The 24,019-nt window shown below is 59.2% G+C and carries 18 protein-coding genes; all 18 read right to left on the reverse strand.

Annotated elements, in window-relative coordinates; all coding sequences use genetic code 11:
• Positions 1 to 5: 5 nt before the first annotated feature.
• Complete coding sequence (locus ACQ4OE_RS19215) at positions 6 to 632, reverse strand: response regulator (protein ID WP_430947562.1); 627 nt, start codon at positions 630 to 632, stop codon at positions 6 to 8.
• Positions 633 to 767: 135 nt separating this feature from the next.
• Complete coding sequence (locus tag ACQ4OE_RS19220) at positions 768 to 1,190, reverse strand: chemotaxis protein CheY (protein ID WP_122592501.1); 423 nt, start codon at positions 1,188 to 1,190, stop codon at positions 768 to 770.
• Positions 1,191 to 1,279: 89 nt separating this feature from the next.
• On the reverse strand, positions 1,280 to 2,488 hold the full coding sequence (locus tag ACQ4OE_RS19225; RefSeq protein ID WP_122592605.1) for an EAL domain-containing response regulator: 1,209 nt from the start codon (positions 2,486 to 2,488) through the stop codon (positions 1,280 to 1,282).
• A gap of 94 nt (positions 2,489 to 2,582) precedes the next feature.
• Positions 2,583 to 2,972: a hypothetical protein gene (locus ACQ4OE_RS19230; RefSeq protein ID WP_122592502.1), complete on the reverse strand. Its 390-nt coding sequence runs from the start codon at positions 2,970 to 2,972 to the stop codon at positions 2,583 to 2,585.
• A gap of 162 nt (positions 2,973 to 3,134) precedes the next feature.
• On the reverse strand, positions 3,135 to 5,255 hold the full coding sequence (locus tag ACQ4OE_RS19235) for an autotransporter outer membrane beta-barrel domain-containing protein (protein WP_430947563.1): 2,121 nt from the start codon (positions 5,253 to 5,255) through the stop codon (positions 3,135 to 3,137).
• 230 nt (positions 5,256 to 5,485) lie between these two features.
• The gene (locus tag ACQ4OE_RS19240) at positions 5,486 to 6,259 is read right to left on the reverse strand and encodes an OmpA family protein (RefSeq protein WP_430947564.1); all 774 of its coding nucleotides are present in this window, start codon (positions 6,257 to 6,259) and stop codon (positions 5,486 to 5,488) included.
• Between the two features lie 10 nt (positions 6,260 to 6,269).
• Entirely contained in the window at positions 6,270 to 6,683 is a 414-nt protein-coding gene (locus tag ACQ4OE_RS19245; RefSeq protein WP_430947565.1) for a DUF4398 domain-containing protein, read from the reverse strand.
• Positions 6,684 to 6,813: 130 nt separating this feature from the next.
• Entirely contained in the window at positions 6,814 to 10,440 is a 3,627-nt protein-coding gene (locus tag ACQ4OE_RS19250; RefSeq protein WP_430947566.1) for a transporter substrate-binding domain-containing protein, read from the reverse strand.
• 3 nt (positions 10,441 to 10,443) lie between these two features.
• Positions 10,444 to 11,070 (reverse strand): response regulator, encoded by a 627-nt coding sequence (locus ACQ4OE_RS19255; protein ID WP_430947567.1) that lies wholly within the window; start codon positions 11,068 to 11,070, stop codon positions 10,444 to 10,446.
• Between the two features lie 153 nt (positions 11,071 to 11,223).
• Positions 11,224 to 12,411: an EAL domain-containing response regulator gene (locus ACQ4OE_RS19260; RefSeq protein ID WP_430947568.1), complete on the reverse strand. Its 1,188-nt coding sequence runs from the start codon at positions 12,409 to 12,411 to the stop codon at positions 11,224 to 11,226.
• A 112-nt stretch (positions 12,412 to 12,523) separates the two neighbouring features.
• The gene (locus ACQ4OE_RS19265) at positions 12,524 to 13,546 is read right to left on the reverse strand and encodes a fimbrial protein (RefSeq protein WP_430947569.1); all 1,023 of its coding nucleotides are present in this window, start codon (positions 13,544 to 13,546) and stop codon (positions 12,524 to 12,526) included.
• A complete protein-coding gene (locus tag ACQ4OE_RS19270; protein WP_430947570.1) occupies positions 13,543 to 14,277 on the reverse strand; it encodes a fimbrial biogenesis chaperone in 735 nt (244 codons plus the stop codon). Before ACQ4OE_RS19270 ends, ACQ4OE_RS19265 begins: the two co-directional genes overlap by 4 nt.
• Positions 14,278 to 14,306: 29 nt before the next feature.
• On the reverse strand, positions 14,307 to 16,721 hold the full coding sequence (locus tag ACQ4OE_RS19275; RefSeq protein ID WP_430947571.1) for a fimbria/pilus outer membrane usher protein: 2,415 nt from the start codon (positions 16,719 to 16,721) through the stop codon (positions 14,307 to 14,309).
• Between the two features lie 114 nt (positions 16,722 to 16,835).
• On the reverse strand, positions 16,836 to 17,369 hold the full coding sequence (locus tag ACQ4OE_RS19280; protein WP_430947572.1) for a fimbrial protein: 534 nt from the start codon (positions 17,367 to 17,369) through the stop codon (positions 16,836 to 16,838).
• A gap of 307 nt (positions 17,370 to 17,676) precedes the next feature.
• Positions 17,677 to 18,393, reverse strand: a complete 717-nt coding sequence (locus tag ACQ4OE_RS19285; protein ID WP_122592503.1) for an MgtC/SapB family protein — start codon at positions 18,391 to 18,393, stop codon at positions 17,677 to 17,679.
• Between the two features lie 145 nt (positions 18,394 to 18,538).
• On the reverse strand, positions 18,539 to 21,238 hold the full coding sequence (gene mgtA, locus ACQ4OE_RS19290; RefSeq protein ID WP_430947573.1) for a magnesium-translocating P-type ATPase: 2,700 nt from the start codon (positions 21,236 to 21,238) through the stop codon (positions 18,539 to 18,541).
• 578 nt (positions 21,239 to 21,816) lie between these two features.
• Positions 21,817 to 23,151 (reverse strand): lysine N(6)-hydroxylase/L-ornithine N(5)-oxygenase family protein, encoded by a 1,335-nt coding sequence (locus tag ACQ4OE_RS19295; RefSeq protein WP_430947574.1) that lies wholly within the window; start codon positions 23,149 to 23,151, stop codon positions 21,817 to 21,819.
• A gap of 134 nt (positions 23,152 to 23,285) precedes the next feature.
• Positions 23,286 to 23,768 carry a sigma-70 family RNA polymerase sigma factor gene (locus ACQ4OE_RS19300; RefSeq protein ID WP_110719718.1) on the reverse strand — a complete coding sequence of 161 codons (483 nt, stop codon included), beginning with the start codon at positions 23,766 to 23,768 and terminating at the stop codon, positions 23,286 to 23,288.
• Positions 23,769 to 24,019: the final 251 nt, after the last annotated feature.

The raw sequence follows: 24,019 nt of genomic DNA on the forward strand, positions 1-24,019 counted from the left end.
ACGGCTCAGATCAACTGGTTGCGTTTGGCGAAACCGCGCAAGTGCACGACCGAATTCAACCCGAGTTTTTTCATCAGCCGGGTTTTATAGGTGCTGATCGTTTTGTGGCTCAGGAGCATGTCTTCGGCAATGGTTTTGTTGGGCTTGCCCTGGGCCAATTGCTGGAAAATGCTCAACTCGCGATCTGACAGCTGATCGATCATTTGTTTTTCGGTGAGCTGCACGGTGTTCAGCGTATTGACGCTGTCAGGCAGCGAGGTGAAATAGGTGTACCCCGACATGACCGCCTGAATAGCTTTGTGCAATTGCTGCAGTTGATTGCTCTTGGTCACATACGCCATCGCTCCGGCTCGCAGACAGCGCTCCTGATAGTACAAGGGGTCGTGCGAGCTGAAGATCAGAACGCGGCAATCCAGGTCATTGGCTTTGATTCGGGCCAGTACATCCAGCCCGTCGAGCGCTGGCAAACGCAGATCGAGAACGACCAGTTGGGGTTTGAACTCGCGAATCAGCGACACCACCTCGCTGCCATTGGAGACTTCGTGAATATCCTTGAAGCCTTCGGTTTGCAGCACGATCCTCACGGCGGCGCGCACCACCGGATGATCGTCGACGATCAGCGCTGACTTCATGAGCACTCCCAGTGCAAGACCTGACGATGACGCCACGGCTGTCGATGGTTTCTGACGCAGTGGCTGCGCAAAGACTGTTGCACGGAACGGGCTTTGATTCACCTGTCAGACCTGACAGTTGCGCCGTACGAAATTCTATGCATACGCACGTTGCGGCAAGGACGAGTCCTGCTTCCACCGGGGAGCATCGACCACAGCCATCAGGTGCCGGACAAGCTGGGCACTTGGCAACGCGGCGTGACTGATCTGCACGTTGTCCTGAGCGAAGCCGAGCGCCGTATTCATGGGCGCCGAGGGTTCGTTGTAGATCAAGACCTGGCGAACCTGCGGGTTATCGAGGAAAAACCCCAGCAGATCCAGCGAGTCCCCCGCCAGTGCGGCATTGATCACCACCGCGTCGAACGGTTCGCAGCCATAGTCAACCAGGGTCAACAGCTCGGCGAGGTCCTGCACCGGGGCAACACGGTAATAATCCAGACTGTTGAACAGACGCTCGATTTTCATCCGGTGAAAATGCTCTGGGTCGGCGATCAGAATGCGCAGGGCTTTATTGATCATGCTCAATCTCCCGGTGGTCAGGTGTTTGGAGGGCGCAAGAGTACGCAAGCCCACCAGATGGTTCTGTAGGACGATTCCGAAAAAACCGGTCATTCATCCGAGGTGTGTTGATCGCTGCGTTGCTGCAGCCAACTCAGCAGATCCTCGCCGGGCATCGGTCGCGCGTACCAATAGCCTTGTCCCAGCGTGCAGCCCAACGCGAGCAGTTCGCGGCGTTGCGCGTCGGTCTCGATCCCTTCGATCACCACGCTCATACCCAGGGTTTCGCCCAGCGCCAGCGTGCTGCTGATCGCGGCCCGGCAGCGTGGTTCGTGTTGCAGGTTGCGAATGAAATCGGCATCGAGCTTGATTTCGTTGAACGGTAATTGGCAGAGCCGCTGCAATGAGGAGAAGCCTGCACCGAAGTCATCAATCGACAGACGACAGCCCATCATGCGCAGGCGAACCAGTGTTTCAAGGCTGGTGGCCGGGGCTTCGAGCAGTCCGCTTTCGGTCAGTTCAAAGGTCAGGCTCGCGCCTGAAGTGGCATGGCGCGCCAGCAGGTTGCGCAATGTCGAGGTCAGTTCACCGCTGGCCAACTGCACCGCTTGCAGGTTGAACGCGACGTTCAAGGCAAAGCCCTGCTCGCGGGCTCGACGCTGCACCGACAAGGCCTGCTCAAGCTGGACAAACAGCAGTTCATCGAGCAAACCACAGCGTTCCAGCACTGGCATGAACAACGCCGGCGAGATCACCCCTTGCGTCGGGTGCAACCAGCGGCACAACACTTCGACGCCACACGCTTCACCGGTGTGCAGATTGAACTTGGGTTGATACCAAGCCTGCAATTGCTGCTCAGCGAGCGCCTGACGCACAGCGGCTTCGTCGGCCAGCGTGATGGCGGCGGCAGGTGGTTGAGACATGGCCGGGCGGTTGACGGCTTTATCGAGCAAATCGGCCAGCACCTGAACATGCAGCGGCTTGCCGACATCACCGAGCAATTCAAGGCCCAGCAACGCGACCATTTGATGCACGGCCCGGCGCAGGTCCGCCGACAGCGAACTGCTGATGATCACTGACTTCACTTGCCCCGTGGCTCCAACCCGCTGCAGAAACTCCAGGCCGTCCATCCCGTCCATCTGCAAATCGCACAGCGCGACGTCGACGGTGCCAACGGTTTGCAGCAGCGCCAACGCCTGAGCGCCGTCACTGGCCTCAAAGACTTCGCGGCAGCCGAGGGTACGCAGCATATTCACCGCCACCGAACGCTGGAACGCATGGTCTTCCAGCACTAATACACGAAGCGGCAAATCGGGCATGGAAGATGGCTCGCTGATCGACAATCCGCCGCCAGTCTGAGCCGATCCCATGCTTGAGTCCTTGGGAAATGTCCGAAAAACGGAAGGAAATCGCCTAAACATCGAGTTGCTCCAGCAAAGGGCCGAGGCTGAGCCGATCCGCTGAGTGGATCAGGCACAACTGGCGTCGTTGGGTGGCGTAGATCGTCTCGGCCTGCGGCTGGCCGCGCCGGACATCATGGATCACGCCGTGGCGGATCTGCGGATTGCGCTGGAAGAAACGCACGGGGTCGAGCCCGGCCGTCGCCAGAAGCTCACCGTTGATGATCATCAGATCGAAGTGCTCGAACGGATCGTGGGCGTAATGGGTCACGCCCAGCAATTCACGTAAGGAATGCACCCGCGTCGATGCGCGATAGCCCAGTTCCTTGAGGGATTTTTCGATTTGGTGATAGCGGCTGTGTTGCACTTCGGCGACGACAATTCGCCAGCATTTGTAGGACATTGGTTCTCGACAGTAGAGGAAAAGGTCAAAGCAAACGTGCGATGGAGAACACGCTAACCAAAACCGCCGCCCACCTATGTAGGACTATTCTTAAAAGACGAAAGTAAAACTCTCAAAATCTCAGAAGAAGCCCACGACGAATCGCTCCGTCGCGGCCTTTCCTTACCAGAGGTAGCGATAACCCAGGCTCACGCCAAACAGTTGTTCAATGTCATTGCCCTTGGCGTACTCGGCATCCAGCGAGATTTTGCTTTTTTCGCTGACCTGCAGGACGCCACCGAAACCTAGCTCCACGCGGTTGCCCGGCAACTCTGCGTCGAAGCGATTGCCATTGACCCGCACCTTGCTATTACCGGCATGCTCGGTGATGTAGGAGGCTTTGACGTAGGGCTGCGCCTTCATGCCGTTGCTCAGTTCCAGGCTGCGACCGAACAGCGAACCGACCCGACTTTGCAGCGAGTCCAGATCATCGGACTTGACCCGCAGGCCGTTGCTGGCGGTGTAGCTCGCGCCTTGGGTGCGGGTGGCGGTAATTTCCAGTTGTGGCTCGACAAACCAGCCGGCCTTAAGCTGGATACGCTTGCCGACCTCGATGTCGGCGCCGATGCCGTTGGTGCTGTAGGAACCTTTTACCGCTTGCCCCAGATTGGTTGGTGTCTTGATGTCCGTGTCGAAACGGCTGTACTTCAAAACGCTGTCGACGTACACGCCACTGTCGTTGAGGTAGGTGGCGTAAATACCGAACATGCGGCTGTCGATATCACCGGTCGCCCCTTCACCGAAATCCAGGTCGGAACGTGCCGAACCGAGCACGCCACCGACGTATACCTTGCCGCTGTCGAGAGCAATGGCTTTATCGGCGCCGACTTCCAGGCCAGTGATGTCCTGGCTGTAGGCGCGGCTGGAGCGTTCGCTGACATCGAAACGCTTGCCAATGGCGCGGGTCCAGATGCCCCCGTCATCCTTGCCCATGCGCAACTCGCCAAGGCGCTTGACCAGCGCGTTCATCTGCGCGCCCCAAAGCGTCGCGCCGGCCGTGTGCGCCGCAATCGCGGCGTTGGCGCCTTTGGACAGATGCTCTGGCGCTGGGTCAACCGGACGCGGCGGCGTTACAGGGTCAACGGGCGTTACCGGGTCAACGGGATCGATCGGCTTCACGGGATCGACGGGATCAACCGGTGTGGCCCCCGCGCTGCTCAACACCCAGTCATCGCCTTGCTGCTGCAAGGTGTAGCGGAACGCGCCGGCGTCGACATGGCCGCCGTACAGGCCGAATTTCGCGCTGCCGCCATTGGTATCGACCAGCAGCAAGCGACCCTCTGACGTGGTCGGTTCATGACCGGAATCGCCGACAATCAGCGTATGGTCACCGCTGGCCAACCCGGCGCCTTGCACTACCAGCAAATCGTGCTGTTCGCTGGCAATATCGGTATTCATCAACACACTGCCGTTACCGGACAGGGCGTTCACGGTGAAGGTCTTGAAGCTGCCGTCGGTGCTTGGCGCAAAGGCCAGACGACCGCCGTTGAGGGTCAGCGAATCCACGGTGTTCACGCCGCTCTCCATGACATTCACCGTGCCATCCGCCTCCGCCACCAGCCCGTTGGCCTGAGCGCCGCTGTACAGATTGACCTGTCCGCCAGCGCTGACTGTGCTGCGGTTGGCCGTGCCGCTGTCGTAGATACTTTGGATGCCGCCTTCGACCCGAGTGTCGTTGGCCACTGCCCCGCCGATCATGCCGCGACGAATCGTCTGCTCACCGCCGGTGGCGATCACACTGCCGTTAGCCGTGGCCCTGTTGCTGAGGTTCTGCACGCCACCACTGCCGACCCGGGTGTCATTGGCGATAGCCAGGACATCCAGCGTCTGCACACTGCCGGCGTTGATCACGGTGCGGTTGACCGTGGAATTGTTGACGGTCTGCTGACTGGCATTGAGCACGGTGTCATTGGCGACGCCGGTGCTGTTGACAGCTTGCAGGCCGCCGTCATTGAGCACGGTGCCGTAGCTGACCCCGCTGGAGACATTCTGCGTTGCGCCCTCGACCAGAGTGTCGTAGCTCACACCGTACTGGAACACGCTCTGTGCGCCGCTGCCGCTAACCGTCGTGCGATGCGCCGTGCCATCGGTACCAATCGATTGAAGGCCGGTGGTGACACTTTCGTCATAGACCACGGCCCCCCCATTGACCGACGGTGTGTAGGCGTTCGCCTGCAATGGCATCAGCAGGGCCACGGCCACGGCAACAGGGCTGAGTTTGAACAAGGGGGAACAGGTTTTCATCAACGGATCCTCACGGGAGCCCTTTCGGGCAACGACGTAAATCGGCTGAGTTCGAACCCGTGACACAACCGGTTCGCACTCGAAGAACCGGCAATTTAGAGAAGCAGCGAGACTTTCTGAGTAGGATTTTTCCTTTACCTGCGTAGGAAATTTCCGAAGAGCACTGTTCGGTCTTGACCGACTCTTTAAAGCAGAACAGCGGGCCCGTTGCAGGCCCGCCGTCTTCATCATCAGTGACGCGAACCCACTACGGACGAGCCGTAGGAGATAATCACCTCGACCCGCCGGTTGAGCTGACGGGAGCGCGCATTCGCGTTATCGGCAATCGGAAATTGCTTGCCGTAGCCTTGGGTGATCAGCCGATCAGCGCTGATGCCCATCTGCTTCAGCGCGAACGCCACCGCATCGGCACGCCGCTCCGATAGACGCTGATTGAAATCATCGCCGCCCACATCATCGGTGAAACCCTCGATACGCACCTTGCGTTCCGGGTTGGCCGTCAGGTATTGCGCCAGTTGCTCGAAGTTGCGCTGGCTGCCGTACTTCAGATCGGCCTTACCCGTATCGAACAGCACGTCACCGAAGGTCACGACTTCGCCGCGCTGGGTTTTCTGCGCCTTCAGCGCTTGCAGCGCTTTCAGTTGCTGGGTGCGCACGTCGAGTTGCACCTGAGTGCGCTCGGCATCGATTTTCTTCAGCCCGGCTTCGGCCTCGCGACCGAGGATGGTCTGCTCGGCGAGGGCGATTTTCTGCTGGGCCAGATACGCTAATTGATCGATGTCCGCAGCCTGGCGATCCTTGAGCGATGCCTGATCCGCCTTGTTCAGCGCAGTGAATGCATCCTTGGTTTCGAGGGCAGCCAGGGTGTTCGATTCGGGCTTTTGTTGCAACGCAGCAAACTGTCCGCGCGCCTGCAGCAGTTGCGGGTTTTCCGGCGGGGTCGCGCAACCGGCGAGCATCAACGCGCACAGCGAAGCGACAGGCAACAATTTGAAGTGGGTCATCGACGTTTCCTTATTGAGCGTTGGCTGGCGGGTTGAAACCGGTGACCGGGTCTTGCAGCATTTCCTGCTTGAGCACTTGGATGCCGCTGCGGGCATCGGTCAATTGTTTCTGCCATTTCACTGCTCGTGCCGTGCGTTCAGCGAGGTTGGCATCGGCTTCGATCTGCTCGGCAAGCACTTTGGCCTGCGGGTAGTTTTTCTCGCCGAGGGCGCGTTCCATCTGGAACATCTTGTCCTGCGCCGCTTTCATTTCCAGCGGTGCGTATTGCGTCGCTTCCGCCGAGACCGCACGGTTGACCGCATCGCGCGACAGACTGATCTGCTGCTCGGGGATCGGTGCACTGGCGCAGGCACTCAAGGCCGCCGCGACGGCCAGTCCACTGACGGCCAGGCGCACACGGGAAGACATACGTGGAAGGGTCATCAACAGCTCCAAACGTTAACTAGTGAAGTGAGCTCGGCGTCACGCCGAGACCACTGCACGTTAGCGATAGAGGTCGAGTAGCGAATGTAGGAAAATTCGCAAGAAAGGACTGGAAATCGGAAATAAAAAGTTACGCCAGATGCTCATCCAGTTGCGCGGCCAGTTGCTCCATCGATTGCTGGAGCTGGTCCACCGCTTCGGTCAGCACTTGGGTGTCCAACCCTTCACTGGCGAGCTCCAGCGCTTCACAGGCCTGGATCAACGTTTGCGCCTTGATGATCCGCGCACCGCCCTTGACCCGGTGGGCGAGATCGGCGAGCCCCGGGACGTCATGCTGGCTAAACAGACGCATCAGTTTGGCCATGTCCTGGGCATTGCTGGTGGCGAGATCGGTCAGCAGACTTTTGATCGAGTCGCGGTCGCCACGGGTCAGTTGTTCAAGACTGCCCAGATCGATGTCACCCGCTGCCAGCGGCAGTTCCTCGATCGCTGGACGCGGCTGCGCAACAACGCTGGCCAGACGCAGATTCAGATCCTTGAGGCTGATCGGCTTGAACAGGCAATCGTCCATTCCGGCCTCGGCGCAACGCTCCTTCTCTTCGGCCAGGGCGTTGGCGGTGAAACCCAGCACCAGGCTGCGCGGCAGCCCTCGCGCCGCTTCTTCATCGCGGATCGCGCGAGCCAGTTGGTAGCCATTCATGATCGGCATGTTGCAATCGGTGATGACTACATCGAATGCTTGCTGGCGCCAGGCGCGCAGTCCATGGGCACCGTCTTCGGCGTCAGTCACGCGATGGCCCAGGTAGCTCAGCTGTTGCGACAACAACAAGCGGTTGGCCGGGTAATCGTCGATCACCAGAATATTCAGGCTGTGCTGGCTACGCACTAGCGCTACGTCCTCGACCGGCGCAGCCACCAGCGGCTCGAGCGTCGGCAGACTCAGGCGCACTTCAATCTGCGTGCCCTGCCCCAACTCGCTGGACAATGTCAGACTGCCGCCCATCATTTCGCAAAGCGTGCGACTGATCACCAGACCCAGTCCGGAACCACTGCGTGCCGACTGACCATGGTTGGCCGCTTGCGAGAACGGGCTGAACAACTGCGCCTGATCCTCACGGGAAATCCCGCGACCGCTGTCCTTGACCCGCAGGCACAGGTTCAATCGCTCATCACCGTCAGGCGCCACCTGCACGCTCAGCACCACCTGCCCCGCGTCGGTGAACTTGATGGCATTGCTCAACAGATTCGACAGCACTTGCTTGAATCGCAGCGGATCAATCAGTACATCGACGTGACTCAAGGCATCCAGATCCAGTTGCAGGCGCAGCTGTTTCTGCCGTGCCAGCCCTTCGAAGATCCGCGCCACCGACTCGACCAGTTCACGCAGATTGGCGCGCTGCGGCGCCAGGGACAAACGCCCGGACTCGATACGGGCGATGTCGAGGATGTCACCGATCAGATCCAGCAAACCGCGCGCCGCGCCCGAAGCGACCTCGACCGCGAAACGATCGGTGATGCCTTGATCGGCTTTTTTCAGGGCCAGCTCCAGCATGCCGATGATGGCGTTCATCGGCGTGCGAATTTCGTGGCTCATCGACGCGAGGAATGTGGTCTTGGCGCGGTTGGCATCATCGGCCACGTCCTTGGCAATTTGCAGTTCCTGCAACAAGTGCTGGCGTTCACTGACATCGATCCATCCGGCGATCATCCCCGTGACGGCACCATCACTGCCACGGTAAGGCAGCATCCAGTGGTAGATGGTCAGGTTGCGACCGTCCGCCAGCGTCAGGCTGCGATCCTGAATACTCGGCTGCCCTCTTTCCATCACTTGCAGGTAATCATCGTGAAAACCCTGCGCCTGCAACGGGTCGCTCAGCACGCCTTGGGTGACGGTTTTGCCAATCACCGCTTCACGTTCGGCGCCGAACACTTGCAGGTAACCGCTGTTGCAAATCACCAGCCGGCCTTCACGGTCGCGCACGTAAATCGGATGTGGCGTGCCGTCGATGAGCACGCGCATGAATTCCATCTGATCGTTGAGGGCGATCTCCGCCTGCCGCCGCTTGCGCATCAACATGCGCAGGTAAGCAATCCAGCTCAGCGCCACCAACAACAACACGCCGGCGATCACGAAGCCTTGAATGATCATGCCGCGATTGCGCAACCAATAACTGTCATCGACCACCACGGCGCTGCGCCAGCGGTTGGTCAGCTCATCCATTTCTTCCGGGCTGATGCTCAACAAGGCCTTGTCGAGAATCGAGTACAGCTCCAGCGCCCCGCGGTTGGTCGCCAGCGCTATCCGCGCTGGCTGGGTGCCGACGGTGCTGGTCACCTGCAGTTTGTCGCGGTACTGGCGCGAGATCATGTAGCGCGCGCTGACCAGCGAATTGATCGCGCCATCCACCTTGCCCAGCGCCAGCATGTCCATGGCATCGGCGGCGTTGCGCGCAGGAATCAATTGCACGGAGGGATATTGCTCGATGAGGTACTCACGCAAGACGTTGCCACTGATCAACGCCAGGCGCTTGCCGGACATTTGGTCGAGGGTTTTCGGCTCACTGTCGCGGCGGGTGACCAGCACGAACGGGTTGATCAGATACGGCCGGGTGAACCGCAGCTCGCCTTCGCGTTCGCTGCTCGGCGTAAACGCTGCGAGCATGTCGGCCCGGCCGCTGGTGACCTCACTGACCAGATCGCCCACCGAGTCGACGCGTTGCATATCGAATTGCAAACCGGTGCGCAGGCTGATCTTGGCCAGCACGTCGGCACTGATGCCACGGAAATTGCCCGCATCGTCGACGAAGGTCAGCGGCAAAAAGTTTTCGTTGATCGCGACTTTGATCCGCGGATGCTTATCCAGCCAACGCTGCTCCTTGATGCTGAAATGGAGCATGTGCTGGCCCGGAATGGCCACGCCGCCGACGCTCCAGCGCCGACGGATGCTCATGCGTTCTTCGCCGGGAATGACTTGCAGCGCGGCATCGAGGATGCGCAACAGCTGAGCGTTTGTGCGCAGGACGGCGAAGCTGAAAGGCTGGGTTTCCATCCGCGAAAAATCGCTGAGCTGGACGTTGTTGAGGTAGTTCTTCTTGATAAGGTAATTGGAACTGAGCAAGTCGCCCAAATAGACATCGGCCTGACCGAACGCCACTGCGCCGATGGCCGTCAGAGTCGAGGGGTACAGTTGCACATTGGCGTCAGGGTAAAACGCCTTGACCAACTCCGGCGGCAGATAGTGATAGAGCATCGCCACCCGTTTGCCCGCCAGGTCCTCCGGCATCGTGTGACCTTCGTCGATGCGGGTCACCAGGGTCGGGTTATCGTCGGCGTACGCTTGGGAAATCGCCAGCTCGCTGTCCGCCGCCTCGAAGCCGTTGGCGGTGCCGACCATATCAATCTCGCCATTTTTCAGCGCCGCCAGCAGATCGCCGCGCGAGGCGTAACGGCGCACCTCGACTCTGACGTGCAGCAGTTGCTCGATCAACTGGGCGTAATCGGCTGTCAGGCCTTCGTAATCGTTGCCATTGCCGGTGATCGCGAACGGCGCGTAATCGGGGCTGCTGTCGCCGAGCAACAGCGTGCCTTTGCGGCGCAGCCAGCGCCAGTCCGGCTCATCCAGCGACACCGCATAATCGCTGACGTCCGAACGACCGAGCAGCTGCAGCGTGTCCGGTACGGGCGCGGCCACAACGTGCAACCCTCCCAAAGCGCCGAACAGCAGCAGGCCAGCAAGGCATTTTCTGACGGAGTTCATCATCTAGAGGAGGTTGTTGCGCTTGGCAAAATCAGCGAGATACACCACTGACTTGACGTTGAGTTTTTCGATCAGCCGCGTTTTATAGGTGCTGATGGTTTTATTGCTCAACAGCATGGCGTCACCGATTTCCTTGTTGCTGAGGCCTTTGGCCAACTGCTGCAGGATGGTCAGCTCGCGGTCGGACAGGCTTTGGATCAGCTCCAGATCCGTCGCCTGGCCATCGCTGCGCCGCACCGAACTGTTGGCGAGGTTGGGGAAAAAGGTATAGCCGTCCATCACCACTCTGATCGCCTTGACCAACTCGTCCAGGTCGTTGGTCTTGGAGATATACCCGGCCGCGCCCGCTTTCATGCAACGCATGGAATAGAACTGCGCCGACTGCGACGTCAGCACAAGAATCTTGCACGACAGATTGAGGGCGCTGATGCGCGCGATCACCTCCAACCCGTCGAGCTTGGGCATGGCGATATCGAGAATGATCAGGTCAGGCGTGTGCTCACGTGCCTGTTGCACCGCATCGGCCCCATTGTCCGCTTCGGCGACAACGTCGAAGTGCTCCTGTTTCAACAGCATTTTGACCGCAGAGCGAATGAACGGATGATCGTCCACGATGATCGCTTTAAGCATAAAAACCCCTGTAGGACACGTCGATGTACGACATCGGCAACGCCACGAACAACGATGGGACAGCAGTCCAGATAATCCGCGTGTCGAAAATACACGAGGATCACTGGAGTGTAGGAAATTTCTTGAAAATGTCTGAGCGAAAAGCTGTGAGGGTCAGTGCAAATCTTCCGGTTTTTCCAGCCATTGCAACAGATCGTGACCACTCATGGGGCGCGCCAGGTAATACCCCTGACCGATCTCGCATTCCAGTTCCAGCAAATGCTCGAGCACCTGAGGACTGCTGACGCCTTCGATCACCAACTCCATGCCCAGTGACCGGGCCAGCCCCCGCGTGCTGGCGACCATCGCGCGATTGCGCTGACGATCCAGGTGCTGGACGAAACGCCCCTCAAGCTTGATCTGGGTGAACGGCAACTGGCACATCAATTTCAACGACGAAAAACCGACACCGAAATCATCCACCGACAATCCGCAACCGAGCAGGCGCAAACGCAGCAGATTCTCCTGAGTGCCCGCCGGGCAATCGAGCAAACCGTTTTCCGCCAGCTCGAAGGTCAGCGCCGAACCTTTGAATCCATGACGCTCCAGTGTCTGTTTGATGTGCTCCACCAGCGCATTGTTATTGAGCTGCGAGGCATGCAGGTTGAATGACAGTTCCAGCGAGACCGCGCGATGACGCAAAATCCCCAGCAGGTTCAGGCCTTGCTCGAGCAGTTGCTTGAACATCTGGTCGGTCAGGTCGTACGCCAATACGGCAGCGAGAAAGTCTGAAGGCAGCAATAAACCCCGGGTCGGATGTTCCCAGCGCGCCAGAGCCTCGATCCCGCTGACCGTGCCACTTTGCAGTTGAAACTGCGGCTGAAACCACGCTTTGAACTCGCCCAGCGCCAGCCCTCGACGTACGTCATCCTCAGTGGGCAACTCTTTGCTCAACGGCACCAGCGTCGGCACCGACCGAAGCCAGCTGTAGCGTTGCAACAGTCGATTCAAGGGGCGCAACTGGATAGGCCGGTTCAAGACACCGAGCAATTGCAAACCTGCCAGAGACGCCATGTGCCCCAGAGCGCGACTCAGCTCCGGCGGCAGTTCACTGCACAGCACCACCGCGCGCACCATGCCGCTGTGGCTGGCCAGTCGCAGGAACTCAATACAGTCCAGGCCACGATCCGTCAGGTCACACATGACAATATCGACCCCGCCGTGCAAATGCATCTGCACCATGGCCTGTTCGGCGTCCCGGGCTTGCAGCACGTCACGCACACTCAGACGGTGCAGCATCCTGACCAGCACGTTGCGGGTAAACGCGTGATTTTCCAGCACCAGAATTCGTGGGGAGGTCATCGTCCTTTCATCACTCAATAGACCCGGGAGCGGGATAGTGGCCGGCAACGGCGAGGATGGACGAAGGACTTATCCTTCATCCATGTAGGAAATTTCCCAAGATGCAGTGAACTCAGTAATAAATGATCTGCACCACCATGATGGCTTCGAATGGCCCCACCTCGGGATCACCCAATGCCACCACCGACGCGCTGAACGGCACATCGATATGGCTCATGTCTGCCGGAAAATTCGCCAGGGGAAAAGGTTCGTTGACCTGCACCAGGTTGTTACGGGCGTCACGTACCTGGATGCCGAACTGGCTCCCCGCAGACGGCAGGATGTTGTACAAACCTTGTTGATTGGCCGTGACAAACGTCGCACCGACATTGATCGCGCTGCTGCACTTCTTCTCCAGCGCAAGGCTGAACGGCCTGCTTGGATTGGGCGGGGAGAAGCCTGTGGTGGTTTTCTGGATCGCGCCGAAATCGACAATGCCCGGCTCCGGCGTCACCGTGACATCGACCGTGCACGCCGTACCGACAATATTCTGCAACCCGCTGAGCTGAAAACGAAAATTGCCGGCCGGGTTGCTCGGCCCACCGTTGAGGCCATAGAGCCCGTCGAACTGGAACACGTCATAGGTGTCTTGCGACGGGCGCTGCAGGGGCTGCAGTCCACGCTTGCGGATCACCACCTGAAACGCGACGCTTGGCGTCACCTGCGAGCAGGCGAGCATGTCGGCCGAACTGGTCGCGCCCGGGCAACCACGGGAAACGAAACCGCTGTTCACGCCTTGGGTAGGGTTGGAACTCCAGTCACCATCCCAGGCTGTCACGCCCCGATACACCAGGCCGAACTCGATGCCCCACGGCGTGGCGTTGAGGCCGGCCGGGTTGCCATAGAAATAGATCGGATCGTCTTCTTTGTAGTGGATATCGAAGAGTTTCCAGCAGTTGGCCGGCACCACGTGGGTTTTCGAGCGCCAGATGATCGTGCCGTCAGGCACCGTATCGGGCACCGACACGGGGCCGATGTATTCGCTCAGATAACTGCCGGCATCCAGCGACTTGCAGACCAGTGCCGAGGCCGGCGCAGATACCATCAACAACCCTGAAAAGACCACAAGCCAGATCAGCGCCGTGCGCGAATTCATGGTTTCACGCCCTTGCACACGTTCGCCACGCAGTTGAACAACGTGTCGGACTGCCCGCCGAAGTCATTCATGTTTGAAACCCGCAACGTGGTGAACGCGGTGTTGCTCAACGCAACCCGGGCATTGCCACGAGGGGCAATCATCACCGTATCGATCGGCATTGGGGTTTTTTCCGGGCCGGCGAGCAGGCCGACCACGGTGATGTGAAACGGAGTCGGGTTGTCGACGAGCAGTTGCCTGGTGGCCGGGTCGATTTTCAGGTTCAGGCCCAGCGCGAGGTCTTCGCCACGCTCCCGCTTCACCGCCGCTGGGCGATAGAACAGTTTGATCTTCGACTGCAGGGCAATCTGCATCGAATTGACCGCTTGGCTCTTCGGCGGGATCTCGCGAATGTTCAGGTAAAACACCGATTCACGATCCGCCGGCAACGCCAGCTCGGGCAATTTCACGATGCGCAACACGCTGCTTTCGTTCGGTTCGATACGCTGCAACGGCGGCAGGACCATGAACGGTGAAGTGACCTTCTGACCGCTTTCGTTCTCGATCCACGACTGCACAATGAAGGGCAATTGCGGGTTCTTGTTGCTCACCGTGACGCTGACCGACGGCGCGCTTTCTTCGAAAACAAGGCGCGTGCGGTCCGGCACCACGGCGGCGCTGGCCAACAGCGGCATGCAGAGCGCAACGGCCAGTGACAGGCGATGAACGATCAATGAAGCAAAACGAGACATGGTGACTCCGTATTCGTGGAAAACGCGATTTACAGACACTGGGCAGGCTTGGCGACATTGGTCACCACGTCCTCCTCAGGAAGTTGGGCCAGACTGCATTGGCCGGCGTCATCCCAACGCGCTACCAGTTCAGCTCCGGCCTTGATGCCCAACAGATAAGTGATGCCCGCCTCGCCGACGATGCCCACTTCCTTGTTGGTGTTCTTGTCCTGCACCGACGCGCCGAACGGCACCGGTTTGCCATCGACCCGGGTCAACAGGACGAACGCGTTGTGGCCCTTGCCGGTGGCGAAATTGACGTAGCCGATGGCACCCTCGGTCAGCGCCAGACGCTGGATCGGGTTGGAGACCTCGGTGTTAAGCGGCAGCTTTTCCACATTGACCCGCGCTTCGTAGGCCTGAAACGACGGCAAGCCGTCCATCACCGCGTAGCCTGCGCCGTTGGTACGGGTCTGGCCGGTGAAAGCCACGTCCGGCACTCCGTCGGTGGACACCAGCAAACGCGTATCGCCATTGGTGCCGTTGCCATGGGCCGAGACGCCGTAACGGGTCGCCACCAGCGAGCTGTCCAGTTCGCCGGTCAGTGAGCGATAGGTGCTGCCGTCAGTGCTTGCCGAGGCGTTGGCGCGATAGCTCGACGCCCGCTTGCCGACGTAGGCGTTGACGTAACGGTTGTCGCCCACCCCGCCATACACCTGATAATTCAGGCCCTCGCCATCATCGTGGCTGTAGCCGACACTGGCGGCAGAGTCGCCGGAACCCGAGCGCTGCAAGTTGCTTGAGAGCATCGAATGGCTGCCCAGTGGCACCGTCACACCGAGGTAAATCTGCGAGTCATTCTGCCGACTGTTTTGCGTCTGATAAGCCGACAGGTTGACGGTGATGTTCTTGACGTTACCGAGGGAAAAACTGCGCGCCACGGTCATGCCGAAGCGATCGGCGGCCGGCGCGTCCCAATAGGTCGAGTGGTCGTAGGAGAAGCTCGTCGACAGCCAGGAAAAATGTTTGGCCACGGTCACCGAGTAACGTTGCTTTCCTGAGTTCAACGAATAGGAATCCGCGTCACCGACAAACTGCGAGAAGTTGGTGAACGTCTTGTCGGAAAAGCGATAGCCCAAAAAGCGCAGGTCGGTGCCAATCGCATCGAAACGCTTGGAATAGTTGATCCGGTAGGAATTGCCGATCACGCTTTCACCGCTCCAGCGCAGCTTCGCGCGGGACGTGGTGACGTCACCGGACACCGCGCCGAAGACGCCAAGGTCTTTACCGATACCGATGGCATTCGACTGATAACCCGAAGCGGCAAGCAAGCCACCGTAGACCGTCCACTCACCGGGCAGACCATAGGCCGCTTCCGATGCGACGAACTCCGGCTCAGTGCCGCCGTTGCCGGTCAGGCGTGGTTGTCCGGCCGAAACCTTGTAGCGCAACTCCCCTTCCCGAGACAAAAACGGTACCGCAGCGGTCGCGACGGTAAATGTCTGCTCGGTGCCGTCTTCTTCACGCACGGTCACGTCCAGCGTGCCTTGCACGCTGCTGTTGAGATCCTGAATGGCGAACGCGCCCGGCGTCACCGTGGTCGAGTACAACACCCGGCCCTGTTGCGCTACGGTGACGGTGGCGTTGGTGCGCGCCAGACCGCTGATCAGCGGCGCATAACCGCGCACGTTCGGCGGCAACATGCGGTCATCGCTGCTCAGGGTCACGCCACGCAAGGCGAACGTGTCGAACACGTCGGAGTTCAGGTAATCCTCACCCACCGACAGCTTTGAGCGGATGGCTGGCAAGGCGCGATAGGCGTACAAGCGGTTCAGCTGAAACGCTTCGCCGTGCGAGGCGCTGCCTTGGCCTCCGGATTCCTCGCGCGCCTGATAATCGGCACGAATGCGCCAGGCGTCGAGGTTGATGCCCGCAGTGCCGTAGCTCTGCAACGAGCGCGAATCACCCGATGGTCCATTGGTTTGGCGACTGTTGGCAATCACTCGGTAATCGAGCAACGCACCGTTGAGCCCGTCGCTCCAGGCGGCGGGCGGAATGTAGTTGGGGTCGTCGTATTCGAACGTCGCCTGAGGCAGGCTGATCGAGAGACGGCCAAGGTTTTTCACATACTTGATCGAAGCATTTTCAATGCCGCGTAGATCCACACATTGCCCGTCCGCCAAACGCGGAAGGCTTCCCAGCAAGTCAGGTTTAAGACCGAAAGTGGCCACCAGTTCTTCCGGCAGACAGGCGTAACTTTCATCCGCGTGATCGCCGGCCTTGAACTCGATGGAGCGCGAACCGAAATAACGCTGGTTCACCGTGATATCGAGCAAGTAACGGCCAGGCACCGTGTATTGCGCATGGGCAAACTGTCCGAGGCTGATATCGCCGTCCTTATCGATATTCAGGAACTCCGAATTGAACTCCACCGCGCATGAATAGCGGGCACAGGAGATCAACACGCAAGACACGAAAATTTTTCGGCCGTACACGGGAAATAGCCTTTCTGAGAACTTTGACGGAAAAGAAAAAAGGGGTTTTCACCCCTTTTTCTTACAACCAGCGATACGGGCGTATCAGTTGTAGGCCACGGTGAAGTTGGCCACGCTGTCTGCTTCACCGGTGGTCACGGTGGCCGCAGTGGCTTCGTACATGGCGGCGAACGTTACGGTGTTATTGCCGTCCTGCAGCACGACCGGAGCAACCTGCTCTGTGCCGTTGTCGAGCATTTCGCCGGCACTGGCCTGCAGACGGATACCAACGTTCCGCGCCAGACCGGTGGTAGCGAACAGGCCAGGCACTGCTGGATCCTGTACGCCACTGAAGGTGAAGCGGGCATTCTTCTGAGTGGTGGTATCGCAATCAGTCAGAATGATATCGAACTTGGTTGGTGTCGAACGATCACCAACGGCGTTGAATTGGTTCGATGGCACTTGCCCCAGGGAAACAGTCTGGTCCAGAGAGCTGGCGTCGATACCGCAGGCGCCGGAAACGATTTCACCGATAAAACGTACGGTGCCTGGGTTGCCGGAAGCTGGCGTTGCGGCGTTAGCGAAAGAGGCGAGCCCCATTACAACGGTGGCAGCGGTCACAGCGACGATTTTTTTCATTATGTACTTCTCTTGGGAAAGTTAATTATTCGGCCCAGCGGCCTGGCTTCCCAAAACACTTGTAAACAGGGTTTATCGAATTGAATGATAAACGGATGAACGCAACTGTCACTGATGGTCCCGCCCATGTTTTCGGCGATTCCTTGCCGAACTTTCCAGGTATCAGTGACAGCAGGATCATGCTGTTGCAAATATTCAGGACGCCGGGCATCTCTGCTCCGGGAAAAATAATGATCGATACCCAACCCTGAAAATGTACGTATTTTCTTGCCGGTGTGTAGGACAATTCCTCGCGACCTGAATAACTTCACTCCGTCGTACTGGGACTCCAGAACGCCTGCACCACCAGTGCCGACGTCGAGATCCGTGCAACCAGTTCATCAAGCTCATCGCCATCGACCGACGTCGTCGCCAGCGTCGCTTCGATTTCTATTTCATCGGCACCGAACGCGTGCATATCGATATCGCTGGCCGGGTAGTTGCTGCGTTCCAGTTCAGCCTCGAGCAAGGCGAACACGGCTTTCTGCTGTGAGCGTCGGGCGATGACGTAGACGATGTTGGTGACTTCTGCCGAGACCACGTCCAGCGGCTGGCGGTTGATGTTGTTGACGATCGGCCGCAGCAGCGTATTGGCAGCAAGGATGAACAACGTGCCGAGTACCGCTTCGGCGAGCAGATCAGCCCCGGCACAGGCGCCGACTGCGGCGGACGTCCACAGTGTGGCGGCGGTGTTGAGCCCGCGCACATTGCCCTCTTCGCGCATGATCACGCCGGCGCCGAGAAAACCGATCCCGGAAACCACGTAAGCGACCACCCGCACCGCGCCTTCAGCGCCGGCGAGTCGGTTGGCCATGTCGACGAAAATTGCCGCACCGATGGCGACCAGCACGTTGGTGCGCAGACCCGCCGTGCGTTGCCGGTATTGGCGCTCGAAACCGATCAGACCGCCGAGGATGAAGGCGGCGCTGAGGCTGACAAGGGTGTCGAGCAGTGAATCGAGGTTGAGGTTGTTGATGGCTTGCATCGTCATCTCCCTGAATACACACAAATCCCCCCTGTGGGAGCGAGCTTGCTCGCGAAAGCGGTGTGTCAGCCAACATTCCTGAAACTGACACGACGCCTTCGCGAGCAGGCTCGCTCCCACAGTGAGGAGCAGTGTTGTGTTGCTGTTATTGCCAGCCGAACCGGCGGATGTAGAAGCCTTTCACTGCTTGAGTCAGCGCCATGTACGCCAGCAGGATCACCGGCAGGAACATGAAGTACAGCGACGGCAGCGCCTGCAATTTGAAGTAGTGCGCCAGCGGCCCCATCGGCAGGAAGATGCCGACCGCCATGATGACTCCGGTCATCACCAGCAGCGGCATCGCTGCGCGGCTTTGCAGGAATGGAATCTTCGGCGTGCGGATCATGTGCACGATCAGCGTCTGGGTCAGCAACCCGACCACGAACCACCCGGACTGGAACAGGGTCTGGTGATCCGGGGTGTTGGCATCGAAGACGTACCACATCAAGGCGAACGTGGTGATGTCAAAGATCGAACTGATCGGGCCGAAGAACAGCATGAAGCGCCCGACATCGCCCGGCTGCCAGCGTTGCGGTTTTTTCAGCATCTCCTCGTCGACGTTATCGAACGGAATCGCAATCTGCGAAATGTCGTAGAGCAGGTTCTGCACCAGCAGATGCATCGGCAGCATCGGCAGGAATGGAATGAATGCACTGGCGACCAGCACCGAGAACACGTTGCCGAAGTTGGAACTGGCGGTCATCTTGATGTACTTGAGCATGTTGGCGAAGGTGCGGCGCCCTTCGAGCACGCCCTCCTCCAGCACCATCAGGCTCTTTTCCAGAAGGATGATGTCGGCCGCTTCCTTGGCGATGTCCACCGCGCTGTCCACGGAAATACCGATGTCGGCGGTACGCAAGGCTGGCGCGTCATTGATGCCATCGCCCATGAACCCGACAACATGGCCGTTGCCTTTGAGGATGCGCACGATGCGCTCCTTGTGCGACGGCGTCAGTTTGGCGAAGACGTTAGTCGTTTCAACGGCCACGGCCAGCTCGGCATCGCTCATGCGTTCAACGTCGTTGCCCAGCAGCAGACCTTGTTGCGCGAGGCCGACTTCGCGGCAGATTTTCGCCGTCACCAGTTCGTTGTCACCGGTCAGCACCTTCACTGCCACACCGTGTTCGGCCAGGGCCTTGAGCGCGGGCGCGGTGCTTTCTTTCGGTGGATCGAGGAACGCCACGTAACCGATCAGCGTCAGTTCCTGTTCATCCGCCAGGCTGTAAATCTCACGACCTTCGGCCATCGAGCGGGCGGCCACCGCCACCACGCGCAAGCCTTCAGCGTTGAATGCTGCAGTGACCTGACGAATCCGGGTCAGCAATTCATCGCTCAAGGCTTCATCGACGTCGCCGTGACGAACGCGGCTGCACACCGCCAACACTTCTTCCACGGCGCCTTTGCAGATCAACTGATGTGGCTGACCACGCCCTTCGACCACCACCGACATGCGCCGACGGTTGAAGTCGAACGGGATCTCATCGACCTTGCGAAACGCTGTGCCGACTTTCAGTTCGCGGTGGATTTCCACGTGTTCCAGCACCGCGACGTCGAGCAGGTTTTTCAGGCCGGTCTGGTAGTAGCTGTTGAGGTAAGCCATTTCCAGTACGTCATCGGAATCGGCGCCCCAGACGTCGACATTACGCGCGAGGAAGATCTTGTCCTGGGTCAGCGTGCCAGTCTTGTCGGTGCAGAGCACGTCCATCGCGCCGAAGTTCTGGATTGCATCAAGACGTTTGACGATGACCTTTTTACGCGACAGAAACACCGCGCCTTTGGCCAGCGTCGAGGTGACGATCATCGGCAGCATTTCCGGGGTCAGGCCGACGGCAATCGACAGCGCGAACAGCAGCGCCTCAGTCCAGTCGCCCTTGGTGAAACCGTTGATGAACAGCACCAGTGGCGCCATCACGAACATGAAACGGATCAACAGCCAGCTGACTTTGTTGACGCCTTGCTGGAACGACGTGACTGCGCGATCGGTTGCGCCGACACGCTGGGCCAGCGCACCGAAATAGGTGCTGTTGCCGGTGGTCAGGATCACCGCCACCGCTGTGCCGGACACGACGTTGGTGCCCATGAACAGAATGTTGTCCAGCTCCAGCGGATTACGTGTATCGCGATCGGCCTGACGCGGAAACTTCTCTACCGGCATCGATTCGCCGGTCATCGCCGCTTGGCTGACGAACAGATCCTTGGCGATGAGCACGCGGCAATCGGCCGGGATCATGTCACCGGCCGAGAGCACGATCAGATCGCCCGGCACCAGTTGCTTGATCGGCAACTCGCTGCGCGGCGCGTCACGGCGCATCACCGTGGCGGTGTTGCTGACCATTGCCTTGAGCGCGTCGGCGGCCTGGTTGGATTTGCTTTCCTGCCAGAAGCGCAGCAGCGTCGACAGCACCACCATGGAGAAAATCACCACGGCGGCCTTGAGGTCTTCGGTCAGCCACGAGATCACCGCCAACAGCGTCAGCAGCAAGTTGAACGGGTTTTTGTAGCAGTGCCACAGGTGAGTCCACCAAGGCAGTGGCTGCTCGTGTTCGACTTCGTTGAGACCGTATTGCGCACGCAGCGCATCGACTTCGAAATCGGTGAGGCCATCGGAATGCGTACCGAGTGACGACAGCAATACACCGCTGTCGCACTGCGCGGCATCGACCAGGGTGTTGGCCAGCGTGGCCGGGACTTCACGGCTGACCGTGGTGTCGTTGATCGATTCCAGCAGCGCCAGGCGACGGAAGTGCCGGGCGATGTGGCGGGTCCGCAGAAAGCCTGCGAAAAATTCCTTGAGCGTAAGTTTCATGGCTGTTGCCCCTGTGGTCAGCCGGGAAACCGTCAAGCAGGTACGGCCGCGCCTCGTCCGCCGGAAAAACCGGCACGGCAAGGCTTGGCGCGCCGGTCAGAAAAGACAGGCGTGTCGATAGGGCTGCGATCACGACACGAAAGTCGGAACCACGCTCTGTTCAGCGTCGATGAGAAGGACGTCTAGCCATGGCCCAGGACGGGTCATGCACGGGATGCCGCTGCTCGCTTTTACGGCGAGACAACGACAGAGAAAGTCTGCGCGTTATCTTGCCGAGAATCTGCCGGTTACCGAGACCGGCCGACAACTGTCACTCGAACAAGTACCCACTGTGGGTCTCCGCTATTGATGAAAACGCGCGAAGCTTACGCCCCGATGATTGGAGAGTAAACCCGCAAAAGGAAGTGTGTCGGGGAATGTTGGGGATGTTCAGGAAGGGTTCAGGATGATCGTTCCCACGCTCTGCGTGGGAATGCAGCCCGGGACGCTCCGCGTCCCTTTCGAAGACCGAACGCGGAGCGTCCGAAGAGGCATTCCCACGGAGAGCGTGGGAACGATCTGGTTCAGGCGCAGCAGATTCAGCTGGCAGTCGCCAACAACAGATCCGCCATCGAACGATGCCCACGGTTCTTGCCATGCTCATACAACGAGCCCGCAATCTCGTCCGCACGGATCGGCAGCACCGACAGCAACGTATCGCTCAGACCATGGCTGGCCTGGCAGAAGCCCTGCATGTAGATGCCGGCCTTGCAGCGCTCGTCGGTGATCACTTTGTAGTTGCGATCAACCTCGAATTCACCCAGATACTCTTCCAGCGGCGCCAGCAGTTTGCGGTGCATCTGCCGCTCGTATCCGGTGGCCAGCACAACGGCGTCGTAGTGACGCACAGTGACTTCGCCGGTAGCGTTGTTGCGCACGGCCAATTCGATACCGTTTTCGGTGGCGGTAGCGCTCTCGACAGTGGTCAGCGTACGGAACGCATGACGGGCAATCCCGGAAACCTTCTGGCGATAGAAGATGCCGTAGATGCGTTCGATCAGGTCGATGTCGACCACCGAATAGTTGGTGTTGTGGTACTCGTTGACCAGACGTTCGCGCTCGGCACTGTTCTGCTGGAACACCAGGTCGGTGAACTCCGGCGAAAACACTTCGTTGACGAACGGACTGTCGTCCGCAGGCTTCAAGGCCGAACCGCGCAGAATCATGTCGACCTGCACCGACGGGAACGAATCGTTCAGGTCGATGAAGGCTTCCGCCGCGCTCTGCCCACCACCGATGATCGCAATGCTCATCGGCTGATTGTTCACGCACGGCTGCTTGGCCATTTGCGACAGGTACTGCGAGTGGTGGAACACGCGGGTGTCGCCCTTCAGTGCTTTGAACGCCTCGGGAATACGTGGCGTGCCGCCGGCGCTGACCACCACCGAACGGGTGGTACGCACGTGTTGCTGGCCATCGCTGCCACGGGAAATGACGCGCAACGCTTCAACCTGATGATTGTGCAGCACCGGCTCGATGGTCAGTACTTCTTCACCATAACGGCTCTGCTCGGCGAATTGCCCGGCGACCCAGCGCAGGTAATCGTTGTATTCCATGCGGCACGGATAGAAGGTGCCGAGGTTGATAAAGTCGACCAGACGACCGTGGTACTTGAGGTAATTGACGAACGAGTAAGGGCTGGTCGGGTTGCGCAGGGTCACCAGATCCTTGAGGAAGGAAATCTGCAACTCGCTCTGGGTCGACAGGGTGTTGCCGTGCCAGCTGTAGTTGGTCTGCTTGTCGAGGAACAGCACATCCAGTTCACCCTGGGTCGGCCCGCGTTCCTGCAGAGCGATGGCCAGCGCCAGGTTCGAAGGGCCGAAACCGACGCCGATCAGGTCGTGAACGATGGGCGATGCAATTGCCTGTGTCATTTCCAGTGTCCTCTGGATGAACCCCTCAACAAGGGGCAAGGAGAGCCTAAGTGACCTGACCGGCCTTGAGCAGGACAGCAGGTCGTCTGTTGAGTAGGAACGAGGACAGTGAAATAAAATTTAACGCGGACGGCTCAATGGGCATCCCATTGCTTGATGCGCAGGCGGCAATGTTTCATGGCGTTGACGATGTGCTTTTCCACCAGAGCCTTGGAAATACCGAGTTGCTCAGCGATTTCCGGGTGCGACAGACCTTCGATCTTGCGCAGTAGAAAACTTTCGCGACACAGCGGTGACAATTCCGCCAGGGCGCGCTGAAGCATCTCCAGGCGCTGGCCATGATCGAGGGTGCCGTGGGGCGACGGGGTGAAATAGCGCTCTTCATTATCGAGCACGTCGAGTGATTCGACCTGGCGCAAAGCATTGCGCCGATGGTCGTCGATGACCAGATTGAGCGCGGTTCGGTAGAGAAAGGCCCGGGGTTGCTCGATCGGTGTGTCACTGGAACGTTCCAGCACTCGCAGATAGGCGTCATGCACCACATCTTCGGCAACCTGACGGTTGCCGAGCTTGGCGTTCAGGAAACACACCAGCTCCCGATAGTAGTTTTCCAACATGACTCCCGGCCGCAAACCTGCGGGTTCTGTCCTTGAGCTCACTGAGTTACCGCGTCGCGAAACGCAGTAGCAAGATAGTGGCAACTTGAGGTGCGTAATTTATAGTAATTCTCATATAGATTTAAAGTGGTGTTTACCGTTGACCGACAAATAGTCCTGCTCTATAGCTGTTACTTCGTGTTTCCGCGCTTAAATTCCCCCGCCCTTGCAACGTTTACAGGACAGCTCCCCGTGTCTGTCGCGCCCTGCGA

Source organism: Pseudomonas sp. WC2 (genome assembly GCF_050586545.1).
GTDB lineage: Bacteria > Pseudomonadota > Gammaproteobacteria > Pseudomonadales > Pseudomonadaceae > Aquipseudomonas.